The sequence below is a fragment of the Micromonospora halophytica genome (assembly GCF_900090245.1).
Classification (GTDB): Bacteria; Actinomycetota; Actinomycetes; order Mycobacteriales; family Micromonosporaceae; genus Micromonospora; species Micromonospora halophytica.
Genome location: NZ_FMDN01000005.1, coordinates 311,456 through 335,087 on the forward strand (window position 1 = coordinate 311,456; position 23,632 = coordinate 335,087).

General features: G+C 74.0%; 21 protein-coding genes, 1 tRNA gene and 1 pseudogene. 13 read left to right on the top strand and 10 right to left on the bottom strand.

All coding sequences use genetic code 11. From position 1 onward, the window contains the following. Positions 1-31: 31 nt before the first annotated feature. From GA0070560_RS10610 to GA0070560_RS10635, 6 genes are all read left to right on the top strand, one after another. Entirely contained in the window at positions 32-1,024 is a 993-nt protein-coding gene (locus GA0070560_RS10610; protein ID WP_245675454.1) for a phosphotransferase, read from the top strand. A 167-nt stretch (positions 1,025-1,191) separates the two neighbouring features. Continuing rightward, entirely contained in the window at positions 1,192-2,115 is a 924-nt protein-coding gene (locus GA0070560_RS10615; protein ID WP_170839353.1) for a DUF1906 domain-containing protein, read from the top strand. Positions 2,116-2,236: 121 nt separating this feature from the next. After that, the gene (locus tag GA0070560_RS10620; RefSeq protein WP_091294351.1) at positions 2,237-2,746 is read left to right on the top strand and encodes a hypothetical protein; all 510 of its coding nucleotides are present in this window, start codon (positions 2,237-2,239) and stop codon (positions 2,744-2,746) included. A 68-nt stretch (positions 2,747-2,814) separates the two neighbouring features. Further along, positions 2,815-3,507 (top strand): response regulator transcription factor, encoded by a 693-nt coding sequence (locus GA0070560_RS10625; RefSeq protein ID WP_091294353.1) that lies wholly within the window; start codon positions 2,815-2,817, stop codon positions 3,505-3,507. Then, entirely contained in the window at positions 3,500-5,062 is a 1,563-nt protein-coding gene (locus GA0070560_RS10630) for a sensor histidine kinase (protein WP_091294355.1), read from the top strand. Before GA0070560_RS10625 ends, GA0070560_RS10630 begins: the two co-directional genes overlap by 8 nt. 56 nt (positions 5,063-5,118) lie before the next feature. After that, complete coding sequence (locus tag GA0070560_RS10635; protein ID WP_091294357.1) at positions 5,119-5,706, top strand: hypothetical protein; 588 nt, start codon at positions 5,119-5,121, stop codon at positions 5,704-5,706. A gap of 80 nt (positions 5,707-5,786) precedes the next feature. Here the strand turns inward: GA0070560_RS10635 and GA0070560_RS10640 are convergent, their stop codons facing one another. Both GA0070560_RS10640 and GA0070560_RS10645 read right to left on the bottom strand, forming a co-directional pair. After that, on the bottom strand, positions 5,787-7,385 hold the full coding sequence (locus GA0070560_RS10640; RefSeq protein ID WP_091294359.1) for a ricin-type beta-trefoil lectin domain protein: 1,599 nt from the start codon (positions 7,383-7,385) through the stop codon (positions 5,787-5,789). 141 nt (positions 7,386-7,526) lie between these two features. Then, positions 7,527-9,737, bottom strand: coding sequence for a phospholipid carrier-dependent glycosyltransferase (locus tag GA0070560_RS10645; RefSeq protein WP_091294361.1), 2,211 nt, complete (start codon positions 9,735-9,737; stop codon positions 7,527-7,529). Between the two features lie 127 nt (positions 9,738-9,864). Here GA0070560_RS10645 and GA0070560_RS10650 point away from each other — a divergent pair, with 127 nt between their 5' ends. Beyond that, positions 9,865-10,572: a glycosyltransferase family 2 protein gene (locus GA0070560_RS10650; RefSeq protein ID WP_091294364.1), complete on the top strand. Its 708-nt coding sequence runs from the start codon at positions 9,865-9,867 to the stop codon at positions 10,570-10,572. A gap of 12 nt (positions 10,573-10,584) precedes the next feature. On the opposite strand, the gene GA0070560_RS10655 is transcribed toward GA0070560_RS10650, so the two are convergent. Together GA0070560_RS10655 and GA0070560_RS10660 are read right to left on the bottom strand one after the other, a co-directional pair. After that, entirely contained in the window at positions 10,585-11,481 is an 897-nt protein-coding gene (locus GA0070560_RS10655; RefSeq protein ID WP_091294365.1) for a transketolase family protein, read from the bottom strand. Next, positions 11,481-12,186: pseudogene (locus GA0070560_RS10660) on the bottom strand (transketolase). The gene GA0070560_RS10655 and the pseudogene GA0070560_RS10660 overlap by 1 nt, the downstream one beginning before the upstream one ends. Before the next feature lie 45 nt (positions 12,187-12,231). Between GA0070560_RS10660 and soxR the strand changes: the two are divergent. Beyond that, positions 12,232-12,687, top strand: a complete 456-nt coding sequence (soxR, locus tag GA0070560_RS10665; protein WP_091294367.1) for a redox-sensitive transcriptional activator SoxR — start codon at positions 12,232-12,234, stop codon at positions 12,685-12,687. Here the strand turns inward: soxR and GA0070560_RS10670 are convergent. Next, on the bottom strand, positions 12,674-13,651 hold the full coding sequence (locus tag GA0070560_RS10670; RefSeq protein WP_091294369.1) for an NAD(P)H-quinone oxidoreductase: 978 nt from the start codon (positions 13,649-13,651) through the stop codon (positions 12,674-12,676). The genes soxR and GA0070560_RS10670 overlap by 14 nt on opposite strands. A 304-nt stretch (positions 13,652-13,955) precedes the next feature. On the opposite strand from GA0070560_RS10670, the gene GA0070560_RS10675 reads away from it, so the two are divergent. Beyond that, positions 13,956-14,042: transfer RNA gene (locus GA0070560_RS10675), tRNA-Ser, on the top strand. Positions 14,043-14,048: 6 nt separating this feature from the next. Here the strand turns inward: GA0070560_RS10675 and GA0070560_RS10680 are convergent. Then, positions 14,049-14,288: a hypothetical protein gene (locus GA0070560_RS10680; protein ID WP_091294373.1), complete on the bottom strand. Its 240-nt coding sequence runs from the start codon at positions 14,286-14,288 to the stop codon at positions 14,049-14,051. Positions 14,289-14,478: 190 nt separating this feature from the next. On the opposite strand from GA0070560_RS10680, the gene GA0070560_RS10685 reads away from it, so the two are divergent. Continuing rightward, positions 14,479-15,012, top strand: coding sequence for a YbhB/YbcL family Raf kinase inhibitor-like protein (locus GA0070560_RS10685; RefSeq protein ID WP_091294376.1), 534 nt, complete (start codon positions 14,479-14,481; stop codon positions 15,010-15,012). 67 nt (positions 15,013-15,079) lie between these two features. On the opposite strand, the gene GA0070560_RS10690 is transcribed toward GA0070560_RS10685, so the two are convergent. Then, the gene (locus tag GA0070560_RS10690; protein WP_091294379.1) at positions 15,080-15,790 is read right to left on the bottom strand and encodes a class I SAM-dependent methyltransferase; all 711 of its coding nucleotides are present in this window, start codon (positions 15,788-15,790) and stop codon (positions 15,080-15,082) included. Positions 15,791-16,001: 211 nt separating this feature from the next. Here GA0070560_RS10690 and GA0070560_RS10695 point away from each other — a divergent pair, with 211 nt between their 5' ends. Further along, positions 16,002-17,828, top strand: coding sequence for a DUF6311 domain-containing protein (locus tag GA0070560_RS10695; protein ID WP_245675455.1), 1,827 nt, complete (start codon positions 16,002-16,004; stop codon positions 17,826-17,828). 12 nt (positions 17,829-17,840) lie between these two features. On the opposite strand, the gene GA0070560_RS10700 is transcribed toward GA0070560_RS10695, so the two are convergent. After that, entirely contained in the window at positions 17,841-18,620 is a 780-nt protein-coding gene (locus GA0070560_RS10700) for an IucA/IucC family C-terminal-domain containing protein (protein ID WP_091294485.1), read from the bottom strand. A 287-nt stretch (positions 18,621-18,907) separates the two neighbouring features. On the opposite strand from GA0070560_RS10700, the gene GA0070560_RS10705 reads away from it, so the two are divergent. Further along, complete coding sequence (locus GA0070560_RS10705) at positions 18,908-20,413, top strand: peptide deformylase (RefSeq protein ID WP_091294382.1); 1,506 nt, start codon at positions 18,908-18,910, stop codon at positions 20,411-20,413. Between the two features lie 101 nt (positions 20,414-20,514). Here the strand turns inward: GA0070560_RS10705 and GA0070560_RS10710 are convergent, their stop codons facing one another. Next, positions 20,515-21,633, bottom strand: coding sequence for a globin domain-containing protein (locus tag GA0070560_RS10710; RefSeq protein ID WP_091294384.1), 1,119 nt, complete (start codon positions 21,631-21,633; stop codon positions 20,515-20,517). Between the two features lie 122 nt (positions 21,634-21,755). Here GA0070560_RS10710 and GA0070560_RS10715 point away from each other — a divergent pair, with 122 nt between their 5' ends. Continuing rightward, positions 21,756-22,526 (top strand): CPBP family intramembrane glutamic endopeptidase, encoded by a 771-nt coding sequence (locus GA0070560_RS10715; protein ID WP_091294387.1) that lies wholly within the window; start codon positions 21,756-21,758, stop codon positions 22,524-22,526. 34 nt (positions 22,527-22,560) lie between these two features. Here the strand turns inward: GA0070560_RS10715 and GA0070560_RS10720 are convergent, their stop codons facing one another. Then, positions 22,561-23,229, bottom strand: coding sequence for a hypothetical protein (locus GA0070560_RS10720; protein ID WP_211565800.1), 669 nt, complete (start codon positions 23,227-23,229; stop codon positions 22,561-22,563). Positions 23,230-23,632: the final 403 nt, after the last annotated feature.

The following is a 23,632-nucleotide window of genomic DNA, read 5'->3' on the forward strand; positions in this document are numbered from 1 at the left end:
CCGTCGGGGTGCGCCGCCTAGCCTGCGGACCGTGACAACTGCCCCCGCTTCCGACTGGTCGGACCCGCTGTGGCGCGACGCCGCGCTCGCCTGGATCGCCGCCGCGCTCGGCCGGCACGGCCGCCGGGTCACCGGCCCGGTCGAGCCCCGGGTACGCCCCTGGTCGCTGGTCTGGCGGGTGCCCACCGACGCCGGTGACGCCTGGTTCAAGGCCAACAACCCGGGCACCCGGCACGAGGCGGCGCTGCTGGCCGAGTTGGCCCGGATCGCCCCGGGCCGGGTGCTCGATCCGATCGCGGTCGACACCCGCCGGGGCTGGTCCCTGCTCCCCGACGGGGGCCCGAGCCTGCGCGACACCCTGGCCGGGGGGAAGGACCTGTCGTACTGGGAGCGGCTGCTGCCCCGGTACGCCGCACTCCAGCTCGCGGTCGCCCCGCACGCCCGCGCGCTGCTGGACGCCGGGGTGCCCGACCATCGGCCGCAGCGGCTGCCGGCGCTCTACGCCGAACTGCTCGACGACGACGCGGCGCTGCTGCTCGGCACGCCGGACGGGCTCACCGCCGAGTCACACGAGCGGCTGCGGGCGTACCGGGACGAGTTCGCCGGGCTCTGCCGGCGGCTGGCGGAGTACGGCGTGCCGGCCAGCGTCCAGCACGACGACCTGCACGACGGCAACGTCTTCGTCGCCGGCGACGACTACCGCTTCTTCGACTGGGGCGACGCCTCCGTCGCCCACCCCTTCGGCACCCTGCTGGTGACGCTCCGCTCGGTGGCGTACGCCTTCGGGCTCGGCCCGGGCGATGTGGCGCTGCTGCGGCTGCGCGACGCGTACCTGGAGGCGTGGACCGACCGGCACGACCGGGCGAGTCTAGGCGAGGCGGCCGGGCTGGCGATGCGGGTCACCGTGGTCAGCCGGTCGCTCTCCTGGCGGCGTGCCCTGGACACCCCGGATCCGGCCCGCGCCGAGTACGCCGAGGCGGTCCCGGGCTGGCTCGGTGAACTCTTCGAGCCGCTGCCGGTCTGACCGTCCGCGGCCCGGCCCGCGGATCTGACGTCCGGGCCGGGTCCGAACAGGACGTCGGCGGGATGGACAGCATGTCGTGGGCCAGGCAGGATTGCCCCTCGGTCGGTGTTGAGCGCGTGTCCACGCCCGCTCCGTCGTCCCACGACCTTCACCAGAACGGGGAATCCGTGGCCATCACCTCCACTCCGTCGGGTCTGCGTCGGGCCGCCCGCCGGATGCTCACCGCCGCCGTGGCCGGGATGCTCCTCGCGACCGCAGCGGTCCCGGCCACGGGCGCACCGGCGCGGGCCGCCGGCTACACCGGGCCGCACCCGGGCGCTTTCACCGGGCTCGGCTTCGACACCTGCGCCGCACCCTCGGACGCCGCGATGACCGCGTGGTTGCAGTCGCCGTACCGTGCGGTCGGCATCTACATCGGCGGGGTCAACCGGGGCTGCGCCCAGGCGAACCTGACCCGGGACTGGGTGTCGAGGCAGCAGGCCAAGGGCTGGCGGTTCTTCCCGCTCTACGTCGGGCTCCAGGCGCCCTGCTCGTCGTACAGCCGGCGGATCGACCCGGCCCAGGCGGCGGCCCAGGGCCGGGCGGCGGCCGACGACGCGGTGGCGAAGGCGCGCAACCTCGGGCTCGCCCCGCGCAGCACGATCATCCTGGACATGGAGCGCTACCCGGCGGGCGACGCGGCCTGCTCCACCGCGGTGCTGCAGTTCAGCAGCGCCTGGACCGGCCGGCTGCACGACCACGGCTTCCTGTCCGGCCTCTACACCAACGTCGCCTCCGCCGGCCTCGCCGACCACGTCGGGGCGTACGCGCAGCGCGGGCACGCCCGCCCCGACCTGCTGGACTTCGCCAACTGGGACGGCGTGCAGACCACCGCCGACTCCCGCATCCCCTCGTCGTACTGGCAGCCGAAGCAGCGGATGAAGCAGTACCAGGGCGACCACCACGAGACCTGGGGCGGGGTCCGGATCAACATCGACAGCAACTACCTCGACGTCGAACCGCTGTCCACCCGGTACGGCTCGACCACGGTCACGCGGAGCCGGCCCTGGGTGCGGGTCCTGTGGTCGAAGGTGGCCCGCTCGGTCCGGTAGGTGAAACCTCCTCGGGGCGGCGGCCCCGGACGTCGCACAGGCGGTGCGACAGGGGGCATGGAACTTCCAAAAGGTTGGCAGTGACCCACGTCACCCCAGGTCACGGCTCGTTGGGCAGGGCATGGACGTCTTCTCGCGAACGTTCCTCCCCGCCGCCGCCGAGACCGGACTGGCGGTCCAGACGGTGAGTCGGCACATGCCGGTGTTCCGGCAGTGCGTCGGCTCCGGCGACGCCACCATCCTGGTCGCCCGGTGCAGCCGACCCGACCGGCCGGTCGTCGGCGGGTACCTGCTCCTGCTCACCCACCGCCGGATGGTGGTCACCCAGCAGACGCGGGTGCTGCACCGGCTCCGCCTGCACCTCAACACCGAGCTGCGCGAGCTGAGCAACGTGACCTGGAGCCCTGATCCCCGCTCCCAGTCCGTCGAACTGGCCGCCACCGCGATCGACGGGGTCCGTGAGCGGTTCGTCGTGCACACCCAGCACCCGAAGCAGGTCTGGCAGCTCGACACCCTGCTGCACCACGCCTTCCGTACCCGGCTGCGCCCGGCGAAGGAGCGGGTGGTCGCCACCATCGGGGAGACGCCCGCCACGGCCGGCCCCGGCCTGCGCCCCGTGCCGGCCCGCTGACCGCATCCTTACCTGACCCGAACACGGCCGTACGCCGGTGGTGACCGGCGGTCGGTCATCATGGGCCGGTGACCGCCGACGCCCCGCAGCGTGGGCTCGTCCTCGTCGTCGAGGACGAGCCGGCCATCGCCGACCTGGTCCGGCTCTACCTGGCCCGGGAGGGCTTCGGCGTCCACCTGGAGCGGGACGGCACGGCCGGGCTGGCCGCCGCCCGCCGGCTGCGACCGGTGGCCTGTGTGCTGGACATCGCGCTGCCCGGCATGGCCGGCACCGAGATCTGTCGCCGGCTACGGGAGACAGGTGACTGGACGCCCGTCATCTTCCTCACCGCCCGCGACGACGAGGTCGACCGGATCGTCGGCCTGGAACTGGGCGCGGACGACTACGTCACCAAGCCGTTCAGCCCTCGGGAGCTGGTCGCCCGGGTCCGCGCGGTGCTGCGCCGCACCGGCGGCGTGCCCGAGGGGGTGGACCGCCCCCGCACGGTCGGGCCGGTCACCCTCGACCCGGCCCGCCGCGCGGTCACCGCCGCCGGCAGCCCCGTGCAGCTCACCTCCACGGAGTTCGACCTGCTGGCCCACCTGATGGCCCGTCCCGGCCGGGTCTTCACCCGGGAGGAACTGCTGGCCGGGGTCTGGGGGTACGCCGCGCATGCCGGCACCCGCACGGTCGACGTGCACGTCGCGCAGGTCCGCGCGAAGCTCGGCGACGCCAGCGTGATCCGCACCCACCGCGGCGTCGGGTACGCGGCCGATGCCTGAACCCGACCCGCACCACCGGCCCGGCCCGCACCCGCCCGCCGGCCCGCACCCGCCCGCCGGCCCGCACCCGCCCGGCGGTTTCCGGCCGTCGGTGGCCGGGCCGGAGCGGGCGCACGGACCCACGGTCGCGTTGCCGGTGATCGGCGCCCGCCCGGCGCCGCCGCCCCCGCGCCGCCGCTTCGCCGGCACGCTGACCACCCGCGCCATCCTCGTCACCTGCGCGGTGGCGCTGGTCTCCGTGCTGGTCACCGCCCTGGTCGCGGTCCCCCTCGCGGTACGCGGCGTGGAGCGCCGGGATTCCGAGGCGCTCGCCGCCCAGGCCCGCCTCGCCGCCGACGTGCTCCGGGTCCGCCCCAGCCGCCAACGCGACGCCGCCGGGGAGCGGCTGATCCGCCAGCTCCGCCAGCAGGAGATCGACGTGTACGTGGTGCAGGGCGGTACGGCGGACCGCCCCGGCCTGCCCCGGCAGGTCGTGAACCGGATCGCCGCCGGCCGGGACGTCTCCGGCCGCCGGTTGGTGAACGGGGAACGGGCCCTGGTCGAGGGGCGGGCCCTGCCCGGCGGGAGCGGTGTGGTGCTGACCCGGGCCACCACCGAGGGCCCGTGGCGGCAGGTGCTCCGCAGTCTCTGGCTGCCGCTGCTCGCCGGGCTCGCCGCCGGGGTGGTGGCCGCCCTCCTCCTGGCCCGCCGGCTGGCCCGGCCGATCCGGCACGCCGCCACCGCCGCCGCCCGGCTGCGCGCCGGTGACCGGGCGGTGCGCGTACCGGTGGAGCCGCCGGACGAGGTGGCCGACCTGGCGTACGCGTTGAACGGGCTGGCCGCCGCGCTGGCCACCAGCGAGGGCCGGCAACGGGAGTTCCTGCTCTCCGTCTCGCACGAGCTGCGCACCCCGCTGACCGCGATCCGCGGGTACGCCGAGGCGCTCGCCGACGGGGTGGTCGGCCCGGACGAGGCGCCCGGCACCGGCCGCACCATGCTCGCCGAGGCGGAACACCTCGACCGGCTGGTCAGCGACCTGCTGGCGTTGGCCCGGCTGGAGGCGGCGGACTTCCCGCTGGAACCGGTACCGGTCGACCTCGCCCGGTTGGCCGCCGACGCCGAGCGCACCTGGTCCGACCGGTGCGCGGCGGTCGGCGTGCCGTTCCGGGTGGAGGTGCCGGACGCGCCGGTGCCCGCGTACACCGACCCGGGGCGGATCCGGCAGGTGGTCGACGGGCTGCTGGAGAACGCGCTGCGGGTCGTACCGCCGGGGGCGTCGGTGGTGCTCGCGGTCCGGCCCGCCGGTCCGGTGCCGGCGGCCGGCGGGATCGTGGAGGTCCGTGACGGTGGACCCGGCTTCACCGACGACGACCTGGCGGTGGCCTTCGAGCGGGGCGCGTTGCACCAGCGCTACCGGGGGGTGCGGAAGGTCGGCAGCGGGCTGGGGCTGGCGCTCGCCGCCGGACTGGTCCGCCGGCTCGGCGGACAGATCATCGCCGGGCACGCCGCCGAGGGCGGGGCGGCGTTCACCGTCCGGCTGCCCGCTGATCCTTACCTGACCCGAACATCGGCCTGACGCTGCGCCCACCCGGGTACGCGACGCTGGGCGCACCACGGACGAGAGGGAGAGTCATGGCACGTCAGAGATTCGCCGTCGGCACCACGTCGCTGCTCGCGGCGATCGCGCTGGGTGTCGCCGGCTGCGGTCCGGCGCAGGTCACCCAGGACGCCTCGACCGCCGCCGCGGTCGAGGTGGCCGCCGCGCTGGGCGCCGAGGGTCAGGCGCTCGCCGCGCTGGGCTTCGACCCGTCCGAGTTGGACGTGCAGGCGGCCGCGCCCGCGCCGTCGTCGGCCGCCCCGGCGGACAAGACCCGCGGTGAGCGGGCCGAGGAGTGGCGAAAGCGGCGGCAGGCCCGGGTGCTGCTGCGCCGGAACACCCTGCACGGCGAGGCCGTCGTGCAGACGAAGGACGGCGGGACGAAGACCGTCGTGGTGCAGCGCGGTGAGGTCACCGCGATCGACGGCGACTCGGTGACCGTGAAGTCCGCCGACGGCTTCACCCTGACCTGGACCCTCGGCGACAAGCTGCGGGTGGTCGAGCGGCGGACCACCATCCAGGCCGGCGACCTCGGGGTCGGTACGACGGTCGGCGTCGCCGGGGCGAAGGACGGTGACGCCAGCGTCGCGCGGCTCATCGTGGTCCCGCTGAAGCAGAAGTGACCGCCGCGGCCCGCCGGGTTTTCCGGCGGGCCGCGGCGGGGGAGCCGGCGCGGCGGCCCGCGCCGGCTCCCCCGCGTCGCTCAGTAGACCCGGGAGCCGATGAAGTCGTCGTGGCCGTACCCGACGGGGTCGGCGAACGACCGGGACTCGAAGGACCACTGCTGGCGGGTGCTGGTGGAGCAGGTGGCGAGCCGCAGCCGGGGGGTGCCGAACCACGGGTTGTCGAAGGCCACGCAGAGGTTCGTCGCGCCGGCCGGCTTGAGCTGGTTACCGGCGAGGACGAACTGCTGGTTGCTCCCGCCGTGGCAGTCGTACACGTTGACCGCGGTGCCGGCGGTCAACGAGGCGCCCGCGACGTCCAGGCAGCGGTCGTGGGACAGTTCCGTGTGCAGCGACCGGCGGGTCGGATCGTACCAGAAACCCTGGTTGCGCCCGCCGTGGCAGGCGTACGACTGCTGGACGGTGCCGTTGCGCGAGTCGTACCCCTTGCCGTCGACGCAGGTGCCGGTGGCGGCGTTGCGCAGCTGTTTGAACTCGAACAGCCCGGGGTACAGCACGCCGCTGCCGGTGCTGGCCGGGTCGACGCAGGTGGCCCGCTGGTGGCCCGCGTTCCAGAACTGGGTGACGCACTGGGCGAACATGCCGTGCCCGCGGGCGTTCGGGTGGAACGACTGCCGGGCCGCGTTCTCGTCCCAGATCCCCACCTCGATGTAGAGGCCGCGCACCGCGGTGACGTCGGTGCAGACCTCGTGGCCGTGGAACAGGCGGCTGGCGTCCAGGTAGCGGGTGCCGGTGTTGGCCGCCGCCGCGCGCAGCGCCGTCTCGAACATCGGCACCGCCTTGTTCCGGGCGAACGCCGTGTCGGCCAGGTAGAGCAGGCAGCCGCCCGCGTACCAGCCGGGGAAGTTCGGGTTGTCCTCCACGTCCGGGCTGCCCGGGCTCGGGTACGACATCAGCACCAGTTCGTAGTCGGAGCGCAGGTAGCCGGCGTCCGTCATGGTGCGGCGGATGGCGGTGAGCGCCTCCTCGACGGCGCGACGGCTGCCGTCGGTGCGGATCGTCCACTGGTCGGTGTAGGTCGGGTAGCAGGGGCCCTGGAAGAAGACCCGGCGTACCGCGCAGTCGGTGGCGACAGGTCCGAACTGGATGGTGCCGTCCCCGTTGGCGCCGACCACCACCCAGATCAGCCGGACGTGCGTGTTGCGCGCCTTGATCGCCAGGTGGTCGCCCTGGTTCAGCTCGTTGTGCTGGGTGGGGCCGCCGGCGATCAGGTTCCACGGGGTGGCCCCGGAGCAGGCGATGTTGTACTTCTCGTCGGCGGGGATGCCGGTGCGGAAGACCGCCTGGTCGTACGAGCGGTCGCACCAGTTGCCCGGCTCGTGGGTGCCGGGGACGTAGTTGCCCACGCCCTCGCCGGAGATTTCGCTGTCGCCCATCGTCACCAGGGCGGTGCGGCGCTGCTCCAGCGGCCGGATCTCCGGTGAGCCGTAGAGCGCGGTGGCCTCGGCGGCGCGGACCGCTTCGAGGTTCGTCGGGAGTGGCTGGACGGTCGGACGGTCGTCGGCGGCGGCGGGGGACACCGGCCCGAGCAGCATGGGCAGGACGAGGGCGGCGGCGGTGACGACGGCGAGGTGACGCCGCCGGACCACCGGTGCGCGCCGGGTGGGGGTGCCAGGCATCGACGCACTCCTTTCGTACTCGATCGCGGGACGTCGATCGAGTTACCGGAAGGTAGCGCCGGTGACGCAGCCATGTGAATGTCTCTCGGAAAGGTTTCCGTCATCTGCGCCGCCGGGCCCACCAGCCGGGCGACGCGGGGGTCAGCGGCCGGGTGGCAGGGCGTAGCCGACGTAGTCGCGGTACTCGACCCGCCAGCCTGTCGGCACCAGCTTCAGGCAGGCCGGGCGGTTGCCGGTGCAGACGATCGCGTCCACCGTCGACGGATCGGCCGGCGGCCGGTCGGGCAGCACCGACTGCAACGCCACCAGCTCCGGCGGGCGGCCGTCAGCGTCGCGCAGCAGCAACCACCAGGGGTACTCCCAGTTGTCGTTCTGCTGGACGAGCCCGATCCGGCGCGCGCCGTCCCGTCGTACCGCGTCGGCGGCCCAGCGGAACTCCTCGGCCCACTGCGGCCGGCGCAGGAACCGGGTGTCCCACTCCGAGGTGGTGAAGACCGAGCCGGCCCCGACCAGCCGGCGCGGGAAGCCGTACGACAGGGCCAGCACCCCGGCCAGGGCGGAGGTGGCCAGCACGGTCACCGCCAGCGACGCCGCCACCGAACGGCGGCCCGGGGCGAGCCGCCGCCGGAACAGCGCGTCCAGCCAGAGCCCGGCCAGCGGCACCGCCGCCACCAGCGCGTAGAGCAGCAGCCGGTTGCCCCAGGTCTGCCACTTGATCATTGCGGTGTGCAGGACGACGGCGATCACGACCGCAGTGGCGTACGCCCGCAGCGCCCCGGCCCGCTCCGGGCTGATCCGGCCCGGCCGGGCCAGCGCGAACACCGCGCCGAGCAGGGCCAGCGAACCGGCCAGCGGGAACGCCACCCGGTCCTCGTCCGGGTACCAGGCCGGCACCGGGAAGACCTCCCGGCCGAAGGTGATGTCCCGGTCCTGCGGGTCGACGCCGAGCGCCCGCGAGCCCGCCATGATCGCCTCCGCGCTGCCGGTGCGCAGCGGCGCGAGCGGGGTGTCGAACGCGGTGTGCCCGATGCGCAGCGCGTTGACCAGCACCGAGGCCGGGTCGTGCCGTTCCATCGGGATGGACTCGCGCAGCCGGGGCGGGCCGAGCGGGTGCCCGAACTCGGCGGTCACCCGGGCCAGGAACGGGCCGACCACCGCCGCCGCGACCAGCAGCACCAGCAGCGACCCGGCGACCGTGCGGGTCATCCCGGCCACCGGCCGGGCCATCGACCTCGGCGCGGTGCCCGCCTCGCCTCGCGGGCCCGGCCCGCGCACCGGCCGGGCACCGCCGTCCGGACCGGCGTCGGCGGGGCGGAAGGCCAGCCGGAGCTGGGCGATCCCCCAGAGCACCAGCAGCGGGCCGACCGCGATCAGGCCGCTGGTCTTGGTCAGCGCGGTGAGCCCGGTGGCCGCGCCGAGCGCCAGCAGATCGCCCCGACCGGCGCGGCGGCGCAGCCCGTCCAGGGCCAGCGTCCCGGCGCAGGCCGCCCAGGCGGCGGCGACCAGGTCGGTCTGGGTGCTGGTCGTCTGGAGCGCCACCATCGGCGTGGTGGCGAGCAGGAAGGCGGTGAGCAGCTGGGCCCGCCGGCCACCGCCGAGCTGGGCGACGACTCGGGTGGCCGCCACCAGGCAGCCGATCCCGGCCGCCCACTGGACCAGGTTGTGCAGCGCGTCGGCGCCGGTGAGCAGTCGCAGGTGCAGCAGCAGGTACTCCGCGCCGGGCGGGATGGTCACCTGCCGGTGGATCGCGGTCGGCCAGAAGTCGAGGCTGCCCTGCGCCACCCAGTGCTCCACCTTGGGCAGGTGGTAGGTCTGCGAGTCGTAGTTGTTGGGCTCGGCGAGGAGCGCGACGAGCAGCTCCACCAGCACCACCCCGACGACCGTGCCGGCCAGCAGCCGCTCGGCCCGCCCCGCCGTACGCCGGAAGTCGGCCAGCCGGGCGCGCGGGCCGGCCGGTGCCGCCGCGAGCCCGCCGGGCGCGGACGTCGGGCCGGGGTCCGGCGGACCGGCGGGCGGGGCTGCCGCCCCGGTGGCCGCGCCGACCAGGGTCGGCACGCGGGCGGCGGCGACCGGGCCACCGGCCGCGACGCGCCGGGCCCGCACCCGGGCGGCGGTCACGGTGGCGGCGAGGAAGAGCAGCCACGCCAGCGCGAAGGCCGGCGCGGTGAGCGCGCCCGCCGCGCCGAGCAGCTCCACGACGGCCACGGCGTAGCAACCGGTCGACAGCGCCGCGCGGACGACGGCCAGCCGCAGGGGCGCGACCACGTCGCTGTCGCGGGGCCGGAGCACCGAGACGAGCAGGACGAACGCGGCGACGGGTGCCACCACGAGCAGGGAGCCGGCTGCCGACATGGGCGGAAGTAAACACCATCCGCCTGAATGGGCGGGTGCCGGACGCCGATGGTGGCGGGGTCCACCTGGCTGGCCAGCCAGGCTAGGCTATGTCCGACTTACTGTGCCCACCGTGGAGACGATCCCCGTGAAGCTCTCGATCCTCATGCCGGTCTACAACGAGGAAGAACGCATCGCGGACGCCCTCAAGCAGGCGTTGGCGGTCGATTACCCGTGTGAGATCGAGCTGGTCGTGGTCGACGACGGCAGCCGGGACGGCACCGGTGAGATCCTCGGTCGGGCCGACGACGCGCGGCTGCGGGTGATCACCCACCAGCGCAACGCGGGCAAGGGCGCGGCCATCAAGACGGCGGTGGACAGCGCCGAGGGTGAGTACATGGTCATCCTCGACGCCGACCTGGAGTACGACCCGCAGGACATCCCGCGGCTGCTCGACCCGGTCCTCGACGGCCGCGCCACGGTCGTCTACGGCAATCGGACCTTCGGCAGCCACAGCGCCTACAGCTTCTGGTACGTGATGGGCAACAAGGGCGTCACGATGGCCGCCAACGTGCTGTTCAACTCGTACATAGGGGATCTGGAGACCTGCTTCAAGCTGATGCCGGTCGAGCTGTACCGCTCCCTCGACGTCCGCTCCCGTGGTTTCGGCATGGAGGCGGAGGTGACCGGCAAGCTGCTGCGCCGCCGGATCCGCCCGTACGAGGTGCCGATCAGCTATCGGGCGCGCGGTCGCGAGGAGGGCAAGAAGATCACCTGGAAGGACGGCGTCGAGGCGCTCTGGATCCTCGGCCGGGAGCGCACCCGCCGCCGTCCCGCCGGCTCAGCCCACCGCTGACACGTCGCCGGGTCAGCTGACCGCTGACAGTTCGCCGAGGAAGCTGTCGACCGACCGGCGCAGGCCGGCCGCGTCCAGCCCGTGCCAGCGGGTATGGTCCTCGGCCGTGCCGTACCGCCGCAGCTCCGCCCGGCCCACGCCGAGGCTGAGCAGCCGGTGCGGCCGGTCGGCGAGCGCCTCCGACACCACCCGCGCCGAGGTGCCGGCCAGGTAGGGCTCCACCAGCACCACCTCCGTGCCGGCCAGCGCCCGCAGGCCGGCGACGTCGAACGGGCGCGGCCGGTGGGTGTAGGCCACCGTCACCGGCAGGTCGGCCACCGCCGCCAGCGCGGCGTCGAGCACCGGCCCGACCGCCACCAGCAGCGTCGCGCCGGGCCCGGCGTCGCGCACCACCCGCAGGTCGCCGCCGCCCGGGTACGCCCGCGTGTTGCGCTGGGTGGAGAGCCGCAGGTACGCCGACGAGTCCGCGGCCACCGCCGCACGCAGCAGCGGCGCCACCTCGCCCGGGTGCCCCGGGACGTGCACGGTCCAGCCGTGCAGGCTGTCGATCAGCGCCACGTCGGCGGGGCTCAGGTGGGTGCGACCCGCCTCCGCCCGGTCGTACGACGCCCCGATGCCGACCAGCACCGCCTCCGCCCCCTGGTGGTCGAGGTCCAGCTTGATCTGCTCGTACGCCCGCTCGATGAGGAACGGCGCGTAGCTGTGCGCCACCGGCCGTAGCCCGGTCAACGCCAGCCCGCCGGCCACCCCGATCAGCAACTGCTCCCGGATGCCGACGTTGAGCACCCGGTCGGGGTGGCGGCGCGCGGCCGGGGCGAACGACGCGGCGGAGATGTCCGCCAGCACCACCGCCGTACGCGGGTCCTCGGCGAGCAGACCGGTCATGGTGTCGATGAAGGTCTCCCGCATCACGGCTGCTCCCCGTCGGTGACGACCGCGACGACGACGTGCGGCCGGTGTGGGTCGTGCCCGGTCAGGGCGGTGTGCAGGGCGTCGTGGTCACGCCCGTCGACGGTGGCGGCGGTCCACCCGTTGACGGTGAACCGGCTGGCCGCCCCGCCCGGCCAGCCGTGGCTCGCCGAGCGGTTGTCCAGCACGATCGCGGTCAGGTTGACCAGCCCGGTCGCGCCGGCGTACGCGATCGCCTCGTGGTTGGAGCCCTCGTCGAGTTCGGCGTCGCCGAGCAGTACGTACACCCGGGGGTCGGTGCGGCCCTGGGCCCGCAGCCCGAGCGCGGTGCCGACGCCGAGGCCGAGGCCGTGGCCGAGCGAGCCGGAGCCGATCTCCACGCCGGGGACGAGCAGTCGGTCGGGGTGGTCGCCGAGGCGACTGTCCGGGCCGCCCTGGTCGTCGAGCCAGTGGTCGGGCAGGAAGCCCTTGGCGGCGAGCACCGCGTAGTAGCCGGCGACGGCGTGCCCCTTGGAGAGCAGGAAGCGGTCCCGGTCCGGGTCGTCCGCGGTCTCCGGGGTGATCCGCAGGACGCGGTCGTAGAGCACCCAGAGCACGGTAGACGTTCGCGCCGAACTCGCGGCCGGCACGGAGCCGTTCCAGCGGGGCGGCGACCGGGGCGGGCAGGGCCGGGCCCGGCGGTGCGGTGGCGGTCGTGGTCGTCATGCGGCTAGCCTGCAAGTTGAAGTTCACTTCAACTCAAGGCGACTGATGCACGAATCACTCACCATCGGCCAGCTCTCCGCCCGCAGCGGGGTGGCACCCTCGGCGCTGCGCTACTACGAGCGGCTCGGCCTGATCCGCGCCGAACGCACCGGCGGCAACCAGCGCCGGTACGCACGGACCGAGCTGCGCCGGGTGGCGTTCGTGCGGATCTCCCAGCAGGTCGGCATCTCGCTGGAGGAGATCCGCGAGGCGCTGGACTCGCTGCCCTCCTCGCGCACCCCCACCCCGGACGACTGGGCGGCGCTCTCCAGCGCTTGGCGGGAACGGCTGGACGAGAAGATCCGCCTGCTCGGCAAGCTCCGCGACGACCTGGACGGCTGCATCGGCTGCGGCTGCCTGTCGTTGCAGCGCTGCAAACTCAACAACCCGGAGGACTCGCTGGCCGGCGAAGGGCCGGGCGCCCGGCTGGTGCTGCCCCGCGCCGACGTCACCCGAGAGTGAGCAGCACCTTGCCGAGGTGGTCGCTCGACTCGACCAGCCGGTGTGCCTGCGCCGCGTCGGTCATCGGCAGCCGCCGGTCCACGACGGGCCGGACCACCCCCGACTCCACCAGCGGCCAGACCTGCTCGCGGACCCCGCGTACGATCTCCGCCTTGTCGTCGAGCGGGCGGGAGCGCAGCGCGGTGGCCGCCACCGAGGCCCGCTTCGCCAGCAGCGCGCTCAGGTCCAGCTCGGCCTTCCGGCCGCCCTGCATGCCGATCACCACCAGCCGGCCGCCGTCGGCCAGCGCCGCCACGTTCCGCGCCAGGTACGACGCGCCCATGATGTCGAGGATGACGTCCGCGCCCCGGCCGTCGGTGACCCGGCGGACCTCCTCCACGAAGTCCTGCTCCCGGTAGTCGACGGTGTGCGCCGCGCCCAACTCGCGCAGCCGCTCGTGCTTCGCGGCCCGGGCGGTCACCACCACGGTCGCGCCGAGCGCGGCACCGAACTGGATCGCGAACGTGCCGATCCCGCTGCCGCCCCCGTGCACCAGCAGGGTCTCGCCCCTGCCGAGCCGGGCCAGCCGCACCACGTTCGACCAGACCGTGCAGGCCACCTCGGGCAGCGCCGCCGCGTCCACCAGGTCGACACCGGCCGGCACCGGCAGCAGCTGCCCGGCCGGCACGGCCACCCGCTGTGCGTAGCCACCGCCGGCCAGCAGCGCGCAGACCTCCTGCCCGACCTCCCAGCCGGTCACCCCGGCGCCGACCGCGCCGACCACGCCCGAGCACTCCAGCCCGGGGTACGCCGGCGCGCCCGGCGGCGGAGGGTAGAAGCCCTGCCGTTGCAGCAGGTCCGCCCGGTTGACCGCGCTGGCCCGCACGTCCACGACCACCTCGCCGGGGCCGGGCTCCGGGTCGGGCACCTCGGCCCAGACCAGTGCCTCGGGTCCGCCGGGTTCCGGGATCGTCATCGCGCGCATGGCCCAGTCTTACCCGATCCGTCCCGCGCACCACGCCGGGGTCGGATTTCCCGCCCTCGGGCGGATCCGGCGGGGCGGCGGGGTCGCGGAGTCGTCCGAGACGGCGCCGGGCGTGCCGGCGGCGCACCGACCGCCGGTCCACCGGACACTGTGGACGCCCCGACGGCCCACGATCACCGTGATCAGGGCGATCGTCCGGTCGTCCGTACCCCGGCGTTCCGTCGATTAGGGGTGGGAGGTCCGCTCGGCGGTACGGCGGCCGTGGCAGACTAGACGCCGACCGACCCCTCGGGGTGACGGTCCGGGAGGGTTCGCCTAGTGGCCGATGGCGCTGGTCTTGAAAACCGGTAAGGCAGCGATGTCTTCGTGGGTTCGAATCCCACACCCTCCGCCTCGGTCATGCGCTGTGGCGCTTCAGTAGGCCCTGCTCGGCCTGCCAGAGGCGTTCCTCCCGCTCGGTGGCCTCGTGGTCGGCGCGGACGAGTTGGTCGATCTCGGCGGAGTGGTTGGCGTGGTAGCGCAGGGCGGTGGAGATCTGCTCCCGGCCGAGCCCGGTGACCTCCATCAGTTCGGCGGGCAACTCTTCGCCTTCGATCTCCGGTGACTCGGCCCGTACCGCGTGCAGAGCCCCGATCACCTCCCCGACATCTGGACCTCCATCGAGCGCCGGCCGGCAGGTCCGGACCTGAAGATCACGCCAGGGTGCTCGTAGGTGCGGAGGGATTCTGCGAGGGGATCTGGGCGTCGCGGCGCTTCCGGTTCGGTGGGGTGCGTCGGCGGGGTAAGAAGAAGGGCGCAGGACGTCACGCGCACCGGAAGGACCCCCGATGACCCTGGAACGACCGATCGCCCCGGACCCGTACGAGCTGCTGCCGACCGTCGGGTCGTTCAACCTCGCCAGCGACGACGTGCGCAACGGCGAGCCGATGGACGCGCGCCACGCGCACGGCAGCGCCGGCGGTGAGAACGTCTCCCCGCACCTGGCCTGGTCGGACTTCCCGGCCGGGACGCAGAGCTTCGTGGTGACCTGCTTCGACCCGGACGCCCCGACCGGCAGCGGCTTCTGGCACTGGGTGCTGGTCGACGTGCCCTCCTCGGTGACCGAGCTGCCGACCGGCGTGAAGGAGGCCGACCTCGGCGGGGCGTTCAGCGTCCGCAACGACTACGGCGACACCGGCTACGGCGGCGCCGCCCCGCCACCCGGTGACCGCCCCCACCGGTACGTCTTCGCGGTGCACGCGGTGGACGTCGAGCGGCTGGACGTCGGCCCGGGGGCCAGCCCCGCCTACGTCGGTTTCAACCTGGCCTTCCACACTCTGGCCCGGGCGGTCATCCGCCCCACCTTCCACGTCAAGGAGTGACCCGACGCGAGCCGTCACGCGACAACGGGGCCTCCGCGTCGGCGAGGGCCCCGTTCGTCGTACGGCGTCAGCCCGGGACGCGGGCGACGGCGAAGACCGACTGGCCGAACGGGGGGCGTACCCGCTGCTCGGCCGCCTTGGTGGCGGGCAGGACCAGGGTGTCGTAGACCTTCACCATCGGGCCTTCCTTCGGCATCAGCCGGAAGACCTTGGTGGCCATGAAGTAGCCGATCAGGCCGAGCGCGTTGGCATAGTGGATCGTCTCGACCGCCAGCCCCGCCTCGGTCATCGCCGCGGCGAGGGTCTTCTTGGTGTAGCGGCGTACGTGGCCGGTGGCGATGTCGGCCGGGCTCATCGCGAACTGGAACGCCGGCACGATGATGATCACCTTGCCGCCCGGGCGGACCAGGTCGCGCATGCTGCGCAGCGCGCCGACGTGGTCCTCGATGTGCTCCAGCACGTTGTACGACACGGCCGCGCTGTGGTCGCCGCGTCCGGTGTGCGGCAGCAGCATCTGCTGCACCTCGATGGTGGGTTCGTCGGCGAGGCGTTCCTTGAGTTGGACCAGCCGGTCCGGGTCGGCCTCGGTGGCGGTGAAGCGGGGTACGTGGCGTGCCCACTCCAGCGCGTAGTCGCCGAGGCCGCTGCCGATCTCGATGGGGTTGTCACCGAGGTGGGGCACGGCCAGTTCGACGAACCATCGGCGGTGGTTGACGGCTGTCGCCAGGCCCTCCAGCACCTCCGACTGGACGCGCTGATCCCCAGTGATTTCTGCCATGCGTCGATTCCTCACGGTATGACTCGATCTGCGCCTGAACCGACTGAGTGAATCATCCGCACGGTGCGCGGAGGAAACGGGGCACCGTGTTGGCCGAAATGCGGTCGGGGGCCGGGCGCGTGATAGACGGTCGGCGAACCCGGCACATGGTACGGCAGTACCCCGAAACATGTCACGTCGCCGGCATAGGTCAACTACGCTCTGAATTGTCATGACTACTCCCGAATCGGACCCCGGGGTCACACGATCCGGCGTCGGGAACGCCGAGGCCGGCGACGACCACGGCGTACACCGGCGGGAGGGGTGGTGGTGGGACGTCGCGGCGGTGCTCAGTTTCGTGCTGGCGGCGTTCTGGGTGACCGCGCGTCTGTGGTTGCGGCCCGGCAGCGGGCTCCGGGACAACCGGTCGGACCAGTCGCAGTTCGAGTGGATGATGGCGCACGGCGCGCGCGTCGTGACCGAATTCGCCTACCCGTTCGGTTCGGACCGGATGAATGTGCCCGACGGCGTCAACCTGATGGCAAATACATCCGTATTGTCCGTGTCGATACCCTTAACCCCTGTAACGGTCATTTTCGGACCGCAGTGGTCGTTCCTGCTCTTCCTCACTCTCGGAATGGCCGCGACCGGGGCGAGCTGGTACTTCTTCCTCTCCCGGGTGGTGGCCCGGTCCCGGGGGCCGGCCTGGCTCGGGGCCGCGTTCTGCGCCTTCGCCCCGGCGATGGTGTCGCACGCCAACGCCCACCCGAACATCGTGGCCCAGTTCGTGGTGCCGTTGATCGCCTGGCGGACCCTGCGCCTCGCCGAGCCCGGACGCTGGCTGCGCAACGGACTCCTGCTCGGCCTGCTGATCGTCTGGCAGGCGTTCCTGAACCTCGAGATCCTGCTGATGACCGCGATCGCGCTGGGCGCGGTGGTCGTCGCGCTCGCCGTCGGCCGGCCCGAGCTGCGGCGCGGGTGGCGGCCGTTCCTCGCCGGGCTGGGGGTGGCCGCCGCGTTCTCCGCCGTGCTGCTGGCGTACCCGCTCCACGTCCAGCTCTTCGGCCCCGGCTCGTACCACGGGCTGTCCCGGCTGATCCGCGGCTACCGCACCGACCTCGCCGCGTTCGTCGCCTGGTCCCGGGAGTCGCTGGCCGGCGACGCCCGCTCCGCCGCCCCGCTGGCACGCAACGCGACCGAGGAGAACGCCTTCTTCGGCTGGCCGCTGGTCGTGCTCGTCACGGCCCTGGTCTGGTGGCTGCGGCGCAACGCGCTGGTGCTCGGCCTCGCCGCGCTCGCCCTGCTCTTCGCGGTGCTCTCGCTGGGGCGGGAGGTCCAGCTCAACGGCCGGGACACCGGGGTCCCGGCCCCCTGGGCCGTGCTGGAGAACCTGCCGCTGCTGCACTCGGTGGTCCCCACCCGCTGGTCGCTGGCGATCACCCCGATCATCGGGGTGCTGCTCGCGCTCGGCGTGGAGCGGGCCCGCCGGCTGGCCCGCGAGCACCCGGCCGCCCGACGGCAGATCCACTTCGTCACGGTCACCGTGCTGCTGATGGCCCTGCTGCCGCTCCTGCCGACCCCGCTGCCCACCACCCGCCTCGATCCGACCCCCGCCTTCGTCACCTCCGGCGCCTGGCGTCCGTACGTGGCGGGCGGGCGCAGCGTGGTCACCCTGCCGCTGCCTGACAACACGTACGCCGACCCGCTGCGCTGGTCGTCGCGGACCGGGCTGGAGATGCCGCTGGCCCGCGGCTACTTCCTCTACCCGGACACCCGGCCCTGGGCGGCCGAGCCGGGCGTCGCCCTCTTCACCGCCCCGTACCGGCGGACCAGCAACTTCTTCGGGCACGTCGCGAAGACCGGCGAGATTCCGCCGATCACCGCACGGGACCGGGCCGCCGCCGTGACCGACCTGCGGTACTGGCGGGCCGGAGTGGTCGTCCTGGGCCGACAGGAGCACGCCGACCAGTTGCGGGCGGCGATGACCGCGCTGACCGGGATCACCCCGACCTTCACCGGCGGGCTGTGGGTGTGGGACGTCCGGCCGCTCACCGGGTGAGGCGGTGGCCCGTCAGGCGGGACGGACGCAGCAGCCCTGGCAGACCTTGGGACTCGGCAGGGTGAAGGCCAGGCAGCAGGTACGCCGCTGCACCGTCGGCTCGCCCCCCGGGCCGGGCACCAGTTCGACCAGGTCAGCCAGATCGAGCGCGTCCAGCAGGGTCTCGACGGTCCGCGTCGAGGAGCCCGGCAGGGCGTCCGCCGCGCGCAGGATGCCGTGCGCGATGCCGGAGGCGACCGAGCCGAGCAGCGTACGGGCGCCGACCCGGACCTCCGCCTGGATCGCGGCGATCACCGGGGAGAGATGCGCGTCGAGCAGTGAGGTGCGCAGCACCCGGAGCAGTTCGGTCTCGTCGGCGACGACCCGGACCTCCGGGAGCCCGGAGAGCGCCAGCGGGTCGTTCGGGAGCACCGCCACCCGGGTCGAGCCGCGCAGGCCCATGGTGAGCAGCTGTGTGTGGTCCTCGAAGTGGATCAGCACGTCGGCCGGGTCGAGCAGCGGCACGCGGCGGGCCGAGGCCCAGCCGAGCACCACCGGCAGGGCGACCCAGTAGCTGTAGGACTTCCAGGCCAGCGCGGCGCAGGCGTGCGGGGTGCCGCCCCAGCGGCGGGTCGCGGCACGCAGGAACTCGGGCAGCCGGGTGCCGTCGACCAGGGTGGTCGCCGGGCTCCAGCCCGCCTCGTCGGCGACCGTCAGGCCCGGCGCGAGGCCGGGCAGGTCGTCGGTGCCGAACATGGCCCGGAGGGTGGCGGTCACCGGGGCGAGCGGCGGGGCGAGGTCTCCCCTCGGCATCACCGCTGTCACCTGCTGGTCCCCCTGCCTGAAGAGCCGCCCGTGGAACTAAGGCTAGCCTAACCACAGTTGTCGGGCTGGGGGAAGGCTCACCGAAGCCGGATGGAGAGGCCCGGGTCACTCCGTCGACGTCGCTGGCGGCGGACCGGCCCGGGCTCCGCGGACTACCCGCTCGGTACGGGAGGAAACGCGGCGCGATGTCAAGCCAAATGTCGGCAAAGCGCCAGTTGAGGTGCGGTGTGGGTGGTCCAACGTGAAGACTTGTCGTCCCGGCCGTGAGGAAGCTGATGACGACCTCCCCCCTGGAGCGGGCCGCCGAGTCCTTCGCCGCCGAGTTGGCCCGGCACCGGACGGGGCGAGGACTCTCCAAGAAGCAGCTCGCCACCATGATGGGCTTCGACCCGTCGTACGTCAGCCACGTCGAGGGACGACGACACCGACCCACCGAGGACTTCGCCCGCCGCGCCGAGGCCGCCCTCGACGCCAGCGGCGCGATCTGGCAGCGCTTCCGGGAGTACGACCAGCTCCGCCAGGCCAGGGCCGCGCCCGTGCACCGGGAACTGCCGCCGCCCGGGCAATGGCTCCCCCCGGGCACCGGCCTGGTCGTCGAGCGCGAGACCGCCACCCTCACCCACACCGACGACGGCTACCGCTGCCTGGTCCGCCGGCAACTGCACAACGTCGGCGCCGAACCGGTCACCCGCCACCTGGTCCGGGTGGCCGTCGACCGGTGGCCCGACGACCCGGGGCGCTCCAACCGGCACCACCGCGAGCATCCGCTCACCTTCGCCGAGCTGCGACTGCGGGCGTACCGGGACGACGGCGGCCGCCGCGAGCCGATGCACTGGCGGGCCAAACACGACCGGGACGCGTACAAGGAGATCTGGCTGCTCTTCGAGAACGCCGACGGCCTCTTCCCGCTGCACCCCGGCGAGCGCGCCGAGATCGAGTACGCGTACCACGTCGGACGGGAGAAGTGGGGCCCCTGGTTCCAGCGGGCCGTCCGCCTGCCCACCCGCCACCTGGCGGTGCGGCTGGACCTGCCGACGGCGCTCGACCCCCGGGTCTGGGGCGTGGAGACCTCACTCTCCGCCGACGAGGGCCCGCTGCGCACCCCCGTACGCCGGCACGACCGCGGCGACCGGGCGGTCTTCGACTGGTCCATCGACGACCCGCCGCTCAACTCCCGCTACCGCCTCCAGTGGCGGTTCCGCAGCGAGCCCGCCGACGCGGATCGGGCGCTGGCCGCAGCCCGGGCCGGCGACCGGCTGCGCGCCCTCGGCGTGCTGCCCCGCGACGCGGACCTGCTGCGCCGCCCCGCCCGTACCTTCGACCTGCCCCGGGAGGCCGCCGCCGCCCGGGACGTGGTGGACCGGCTCACCGCCCTGCTGACCCGGGTCGACGAGCTGCACCCGTTCAGCGCGGGGATGGGGTTGGCCGCCCCGCAGGTCGGCATCGACGCCGCCGCTGCCGTGGTACGCCCCGCAGACCGGACCGCCGCGCCGGTGGTGCTGCTCAACCCCCGCGTGGTCGACGCCAGCCCGGACACCGAGGAGCAGTACGAGGGCTGCCTCTCCTTCGCCGACCACCGGGGGCTGGTCCCCCGGCCGCTGCGGGTGGACGTGGAACACGCCCGCTGGGACGGCAGCCGGATCATCACCTCGTTCGCGTACGGGATGGCCCGACTGGTCGCGCACGAGGTCGACCACCTGCAGGGGCGGCTCTACACCGACCGGATGGCGCCCGGCGTGCCGCTGGTCCCCGTCGAGGAGTACCGCGAGACCGGCCCGTGACGGAGTCCGGCGGGGCAGGTGCGGGACGCCGTCAGGAGGGACCGGGTCGCGTGCCCCAGGGGGCGGAGGCACGCGACCCGGCTTTCGGGGGAGGAAAGTCGCTACAGGTTGCCGAACGTGTCGTACCGGATGTGCGGGGGTGGGACGTCGTCCTCGGCGAGCGCCCGTAGGGTCGCCCGGACCATCGGGGCCGAACCGGAGACGTAGCAGTCGTGCGCCGTCCACGGGCCGTACCGGGTCACCACGTCGGAGATGTCGCCCTGCTCGCCGTCGAAATCCGGGTCGTCGCTGCACGCGGGGGTCACCGACAGCCAGGGGTGCGCGGCGACCAGCTCCTCCAGGCCGGCCAGACCGTACAGCTCCGCGCAGTTGCGTGCGCCGTAGAAGACGTGCACCCAGCGGGTCCGGTTCCCGACGGTCAACTCCTCCACCAGCGCCTTGACCGGGGCCAGCCCGACCCCGCCCGCGACACAGAGGATGTCCCGGGTCGAGTCGCGGTCCAGCGTCATCGAGCCCATCGGCGCGGCCACCCGGATCAGGTCGCCGGGCCTCGTCCGGCGCACCAGCGCCCCCGACACCCAACCCGCGCCGGCCGGCGTACGGACGTGGAACTCCAGCACGTTGTCGTCGTTCGGGGCGTTCGCCACCGAGTACGTCCGCCACACCCGGGGCAGGTGCCGGGGCACCTCGACGCTGACGTACTGCCCGGCCTTCCAGGACAGCGGATGCTGCAGGGCGCGGACGGTCAGCACCGCCGTGTCCGGCCCGTGCCGTTCGTGGGTGAGCACCTCGGCGTGCCAGTACGGCGGGTTCTCGTCGGCCGCCGCGCCGGCCAGCATCTTCTCGGTGATCGCCGCGTACGCGTCCCGCCAGGCCTGGTCGTACTCCAGGTTCCAGCCGTCGCCGGCGATGCTGCGCAGCGCGTCCAGCAGGGCGACGCCCATCGTCTCGTAGTGCGCCGCGTCCACGTGGTACTTCCGGTGGTCGCGGCCCAGCGAGCGCAGGTACTCCTCGAAGCTCTCCGGGTCGCCCACCACCTGCGTGGCGGTGACGATGGCGTCCAGGATCCGGTTGCCCTGGCCGGTCATCTCCACCGGGAAGAGCTTGCGCAACCCGGGGTCGAGGAGGAACAGCCGGGCGTAGAAGTGACCGCTCAGCCGCTCCCGGTCCTCCTCGACCAGGGTCCAGCTCTCCTTCAGCAGTCGTGCGAAGTCGTGCACGGGGCGCTCCTCCTCCTGACGGCGGATCGGGCCAGCACAGAATGTCCACGGAGCGTGCACGCCGGTCGCACAGACTGTGCGACCACTCCCGCCCGGCCCTAACTGTCGGGCACAGTGGTGCGGTGACCGTCGACCAGCTCACCCGCCCCACCTCCCGACGGGTCCTCGGCACCGAGACCGTGCTGGTCCTCGGCGTCTCGCTGGGCAAGTCGGCCGTCTACGCGATGGTCTCCCTCGCCGCCGCGCTGACCGCCGGACCGCTCTCCGCCCAGACCGCCGCGCTGAACACGTCCAAGGAGCCCCGGCCCTGGCTGGACCTGACGTACCAGCTGCTCGGGATCTCCTTCGCGCTGCTGCCGGTGCTGCTCGCCGTACACCTGCTGGCGCGGGACCCCGGCGACCCGGCGCGGACCCTCGGCGTGGACCTGCGGCGGCCCGGCTCCGACCTGGCCCGGGGCGCCGGCCTGGCGGCACTGATCGGCCTGCCCGGCCTGGCGCTGTTCTGGGCCGCCGCGCAGCTCGGCGTCAACGCGAAGCTGGTCCCCGCCGGCCTGCCCGACCTCTGGTGGGCGGTGCCGGTGCTGCTCCTCGCCGCCGCGCAGAACGCCGTGCTGGAGGAGGTGATCGTGGTCGGGTACCTGGTCACCCGGCTGCGTCAGCTCCAGTGGCGGCTCGGCGCGATCATCGCGGCGAGCGCCCTGCTACGCGGCTCCTACCACCTCTACCAGGGCTTCGGCGCCTTCGTCGGCAACGCGGTGATGGGCGTCGTGTTCAGCCTCTTCTACCTGCGCACCCGGCGGGTGATGCCGCTGATCGTGGCGCACACCCTGCTCGACGTGGTCGCCTTCGTCGGCTACACGCTGGCACCGAAGGAGTGGCTCAGCTGGCTCTGACAGGTCGGTCTCCCCGCGCTACCTGGGCAGTTGCTCAGCTGGCCCTGACCGGCCGGTAGGCGGCCGTCGCCCGGGCCGCCAGCCGCTGCGCCGCGGCCGCGTCACCCGCCGCCGCGGCCAGCACCGCCGCCCCCGGCAACAACCGGGACGCCAGCCGCAACGCGGCCCAGCCGCCGACCTGCGCCGCCAGCGGCGCCGCCAACCGCCACGCCGCCTCCGCCGCGCGCGGCCACGGTCGGCCCCCCGGCCCGTCCGCCGCCCGGGCCGCCGCCAGCGCGGTACGCGCGCTGTCCGCGTCCGGGTGCACCTGGGTCAGTACCAGCAGCTCCACGGCCCGTTCGGCGTCCAGCGGATCCCGGCCGTAGGCCGCCGCCACATGCAGCACCAGCGCGGCCTGGCTCCACAGCACCACCGCCAGTTCCGCCACCGGCGCGAACAGGCCGGCCAGCGCCGAGGTGGCCCCGCCCGCCCCGGCCACCCGGACGAACCGGCGGGTGGCCAGCCGGGCCAGCCCGTCCGGACCCGCGTCCGGGTACGCCTCACGCAGCCCGCGCGCCCAGTCGCGGGCGTGCGGACCGATGCCCTCCACGGCCGCCAGGGCGAGCAGTTCGGGGGCGAAACCCGGGTGCGCCACCAGCCGGCTCCGGATCCCGGCCAGGTCCAGCTCACGGGTACGCCTCGACGGCCCGTCCGGCGGCACCACCGTCGTGCGCCCGGGCGTGGACGGCTGCTCCGACGCGGTGGTCTTCCTCGGCGCCGCCTTCTTCGGTGTCGCCTTCTTCGGGGTGGCCTTCTTCGTCGCGGAGGTGGTTCTGGCAGCGGTGGCTCGCGCGGCCGGGGCGGCCTTCTTCGCGGGTGCGGTCCTCCGGGGAGCGGGGCTCGTCGCCGCCTCCGCCGGGTCGGGCTCACGTTGCGCCGGTGTCCTCGTGGTGCCGCCCTGCTCCTCCGCGGCACCCTCCCGCGGTGCTGCCCCAGCGGCGTCCTGTCGTGTCTGTCCCGCCTCGCCGGCGGCCCGGATCCGGCCCGACCTCGTGGTGCTGACCTGCCCCGCCCCATCCGGCGGTGCGGTCGGCCTCCGTGTCGAGGCCGCCCGTCGACCTTCGGAT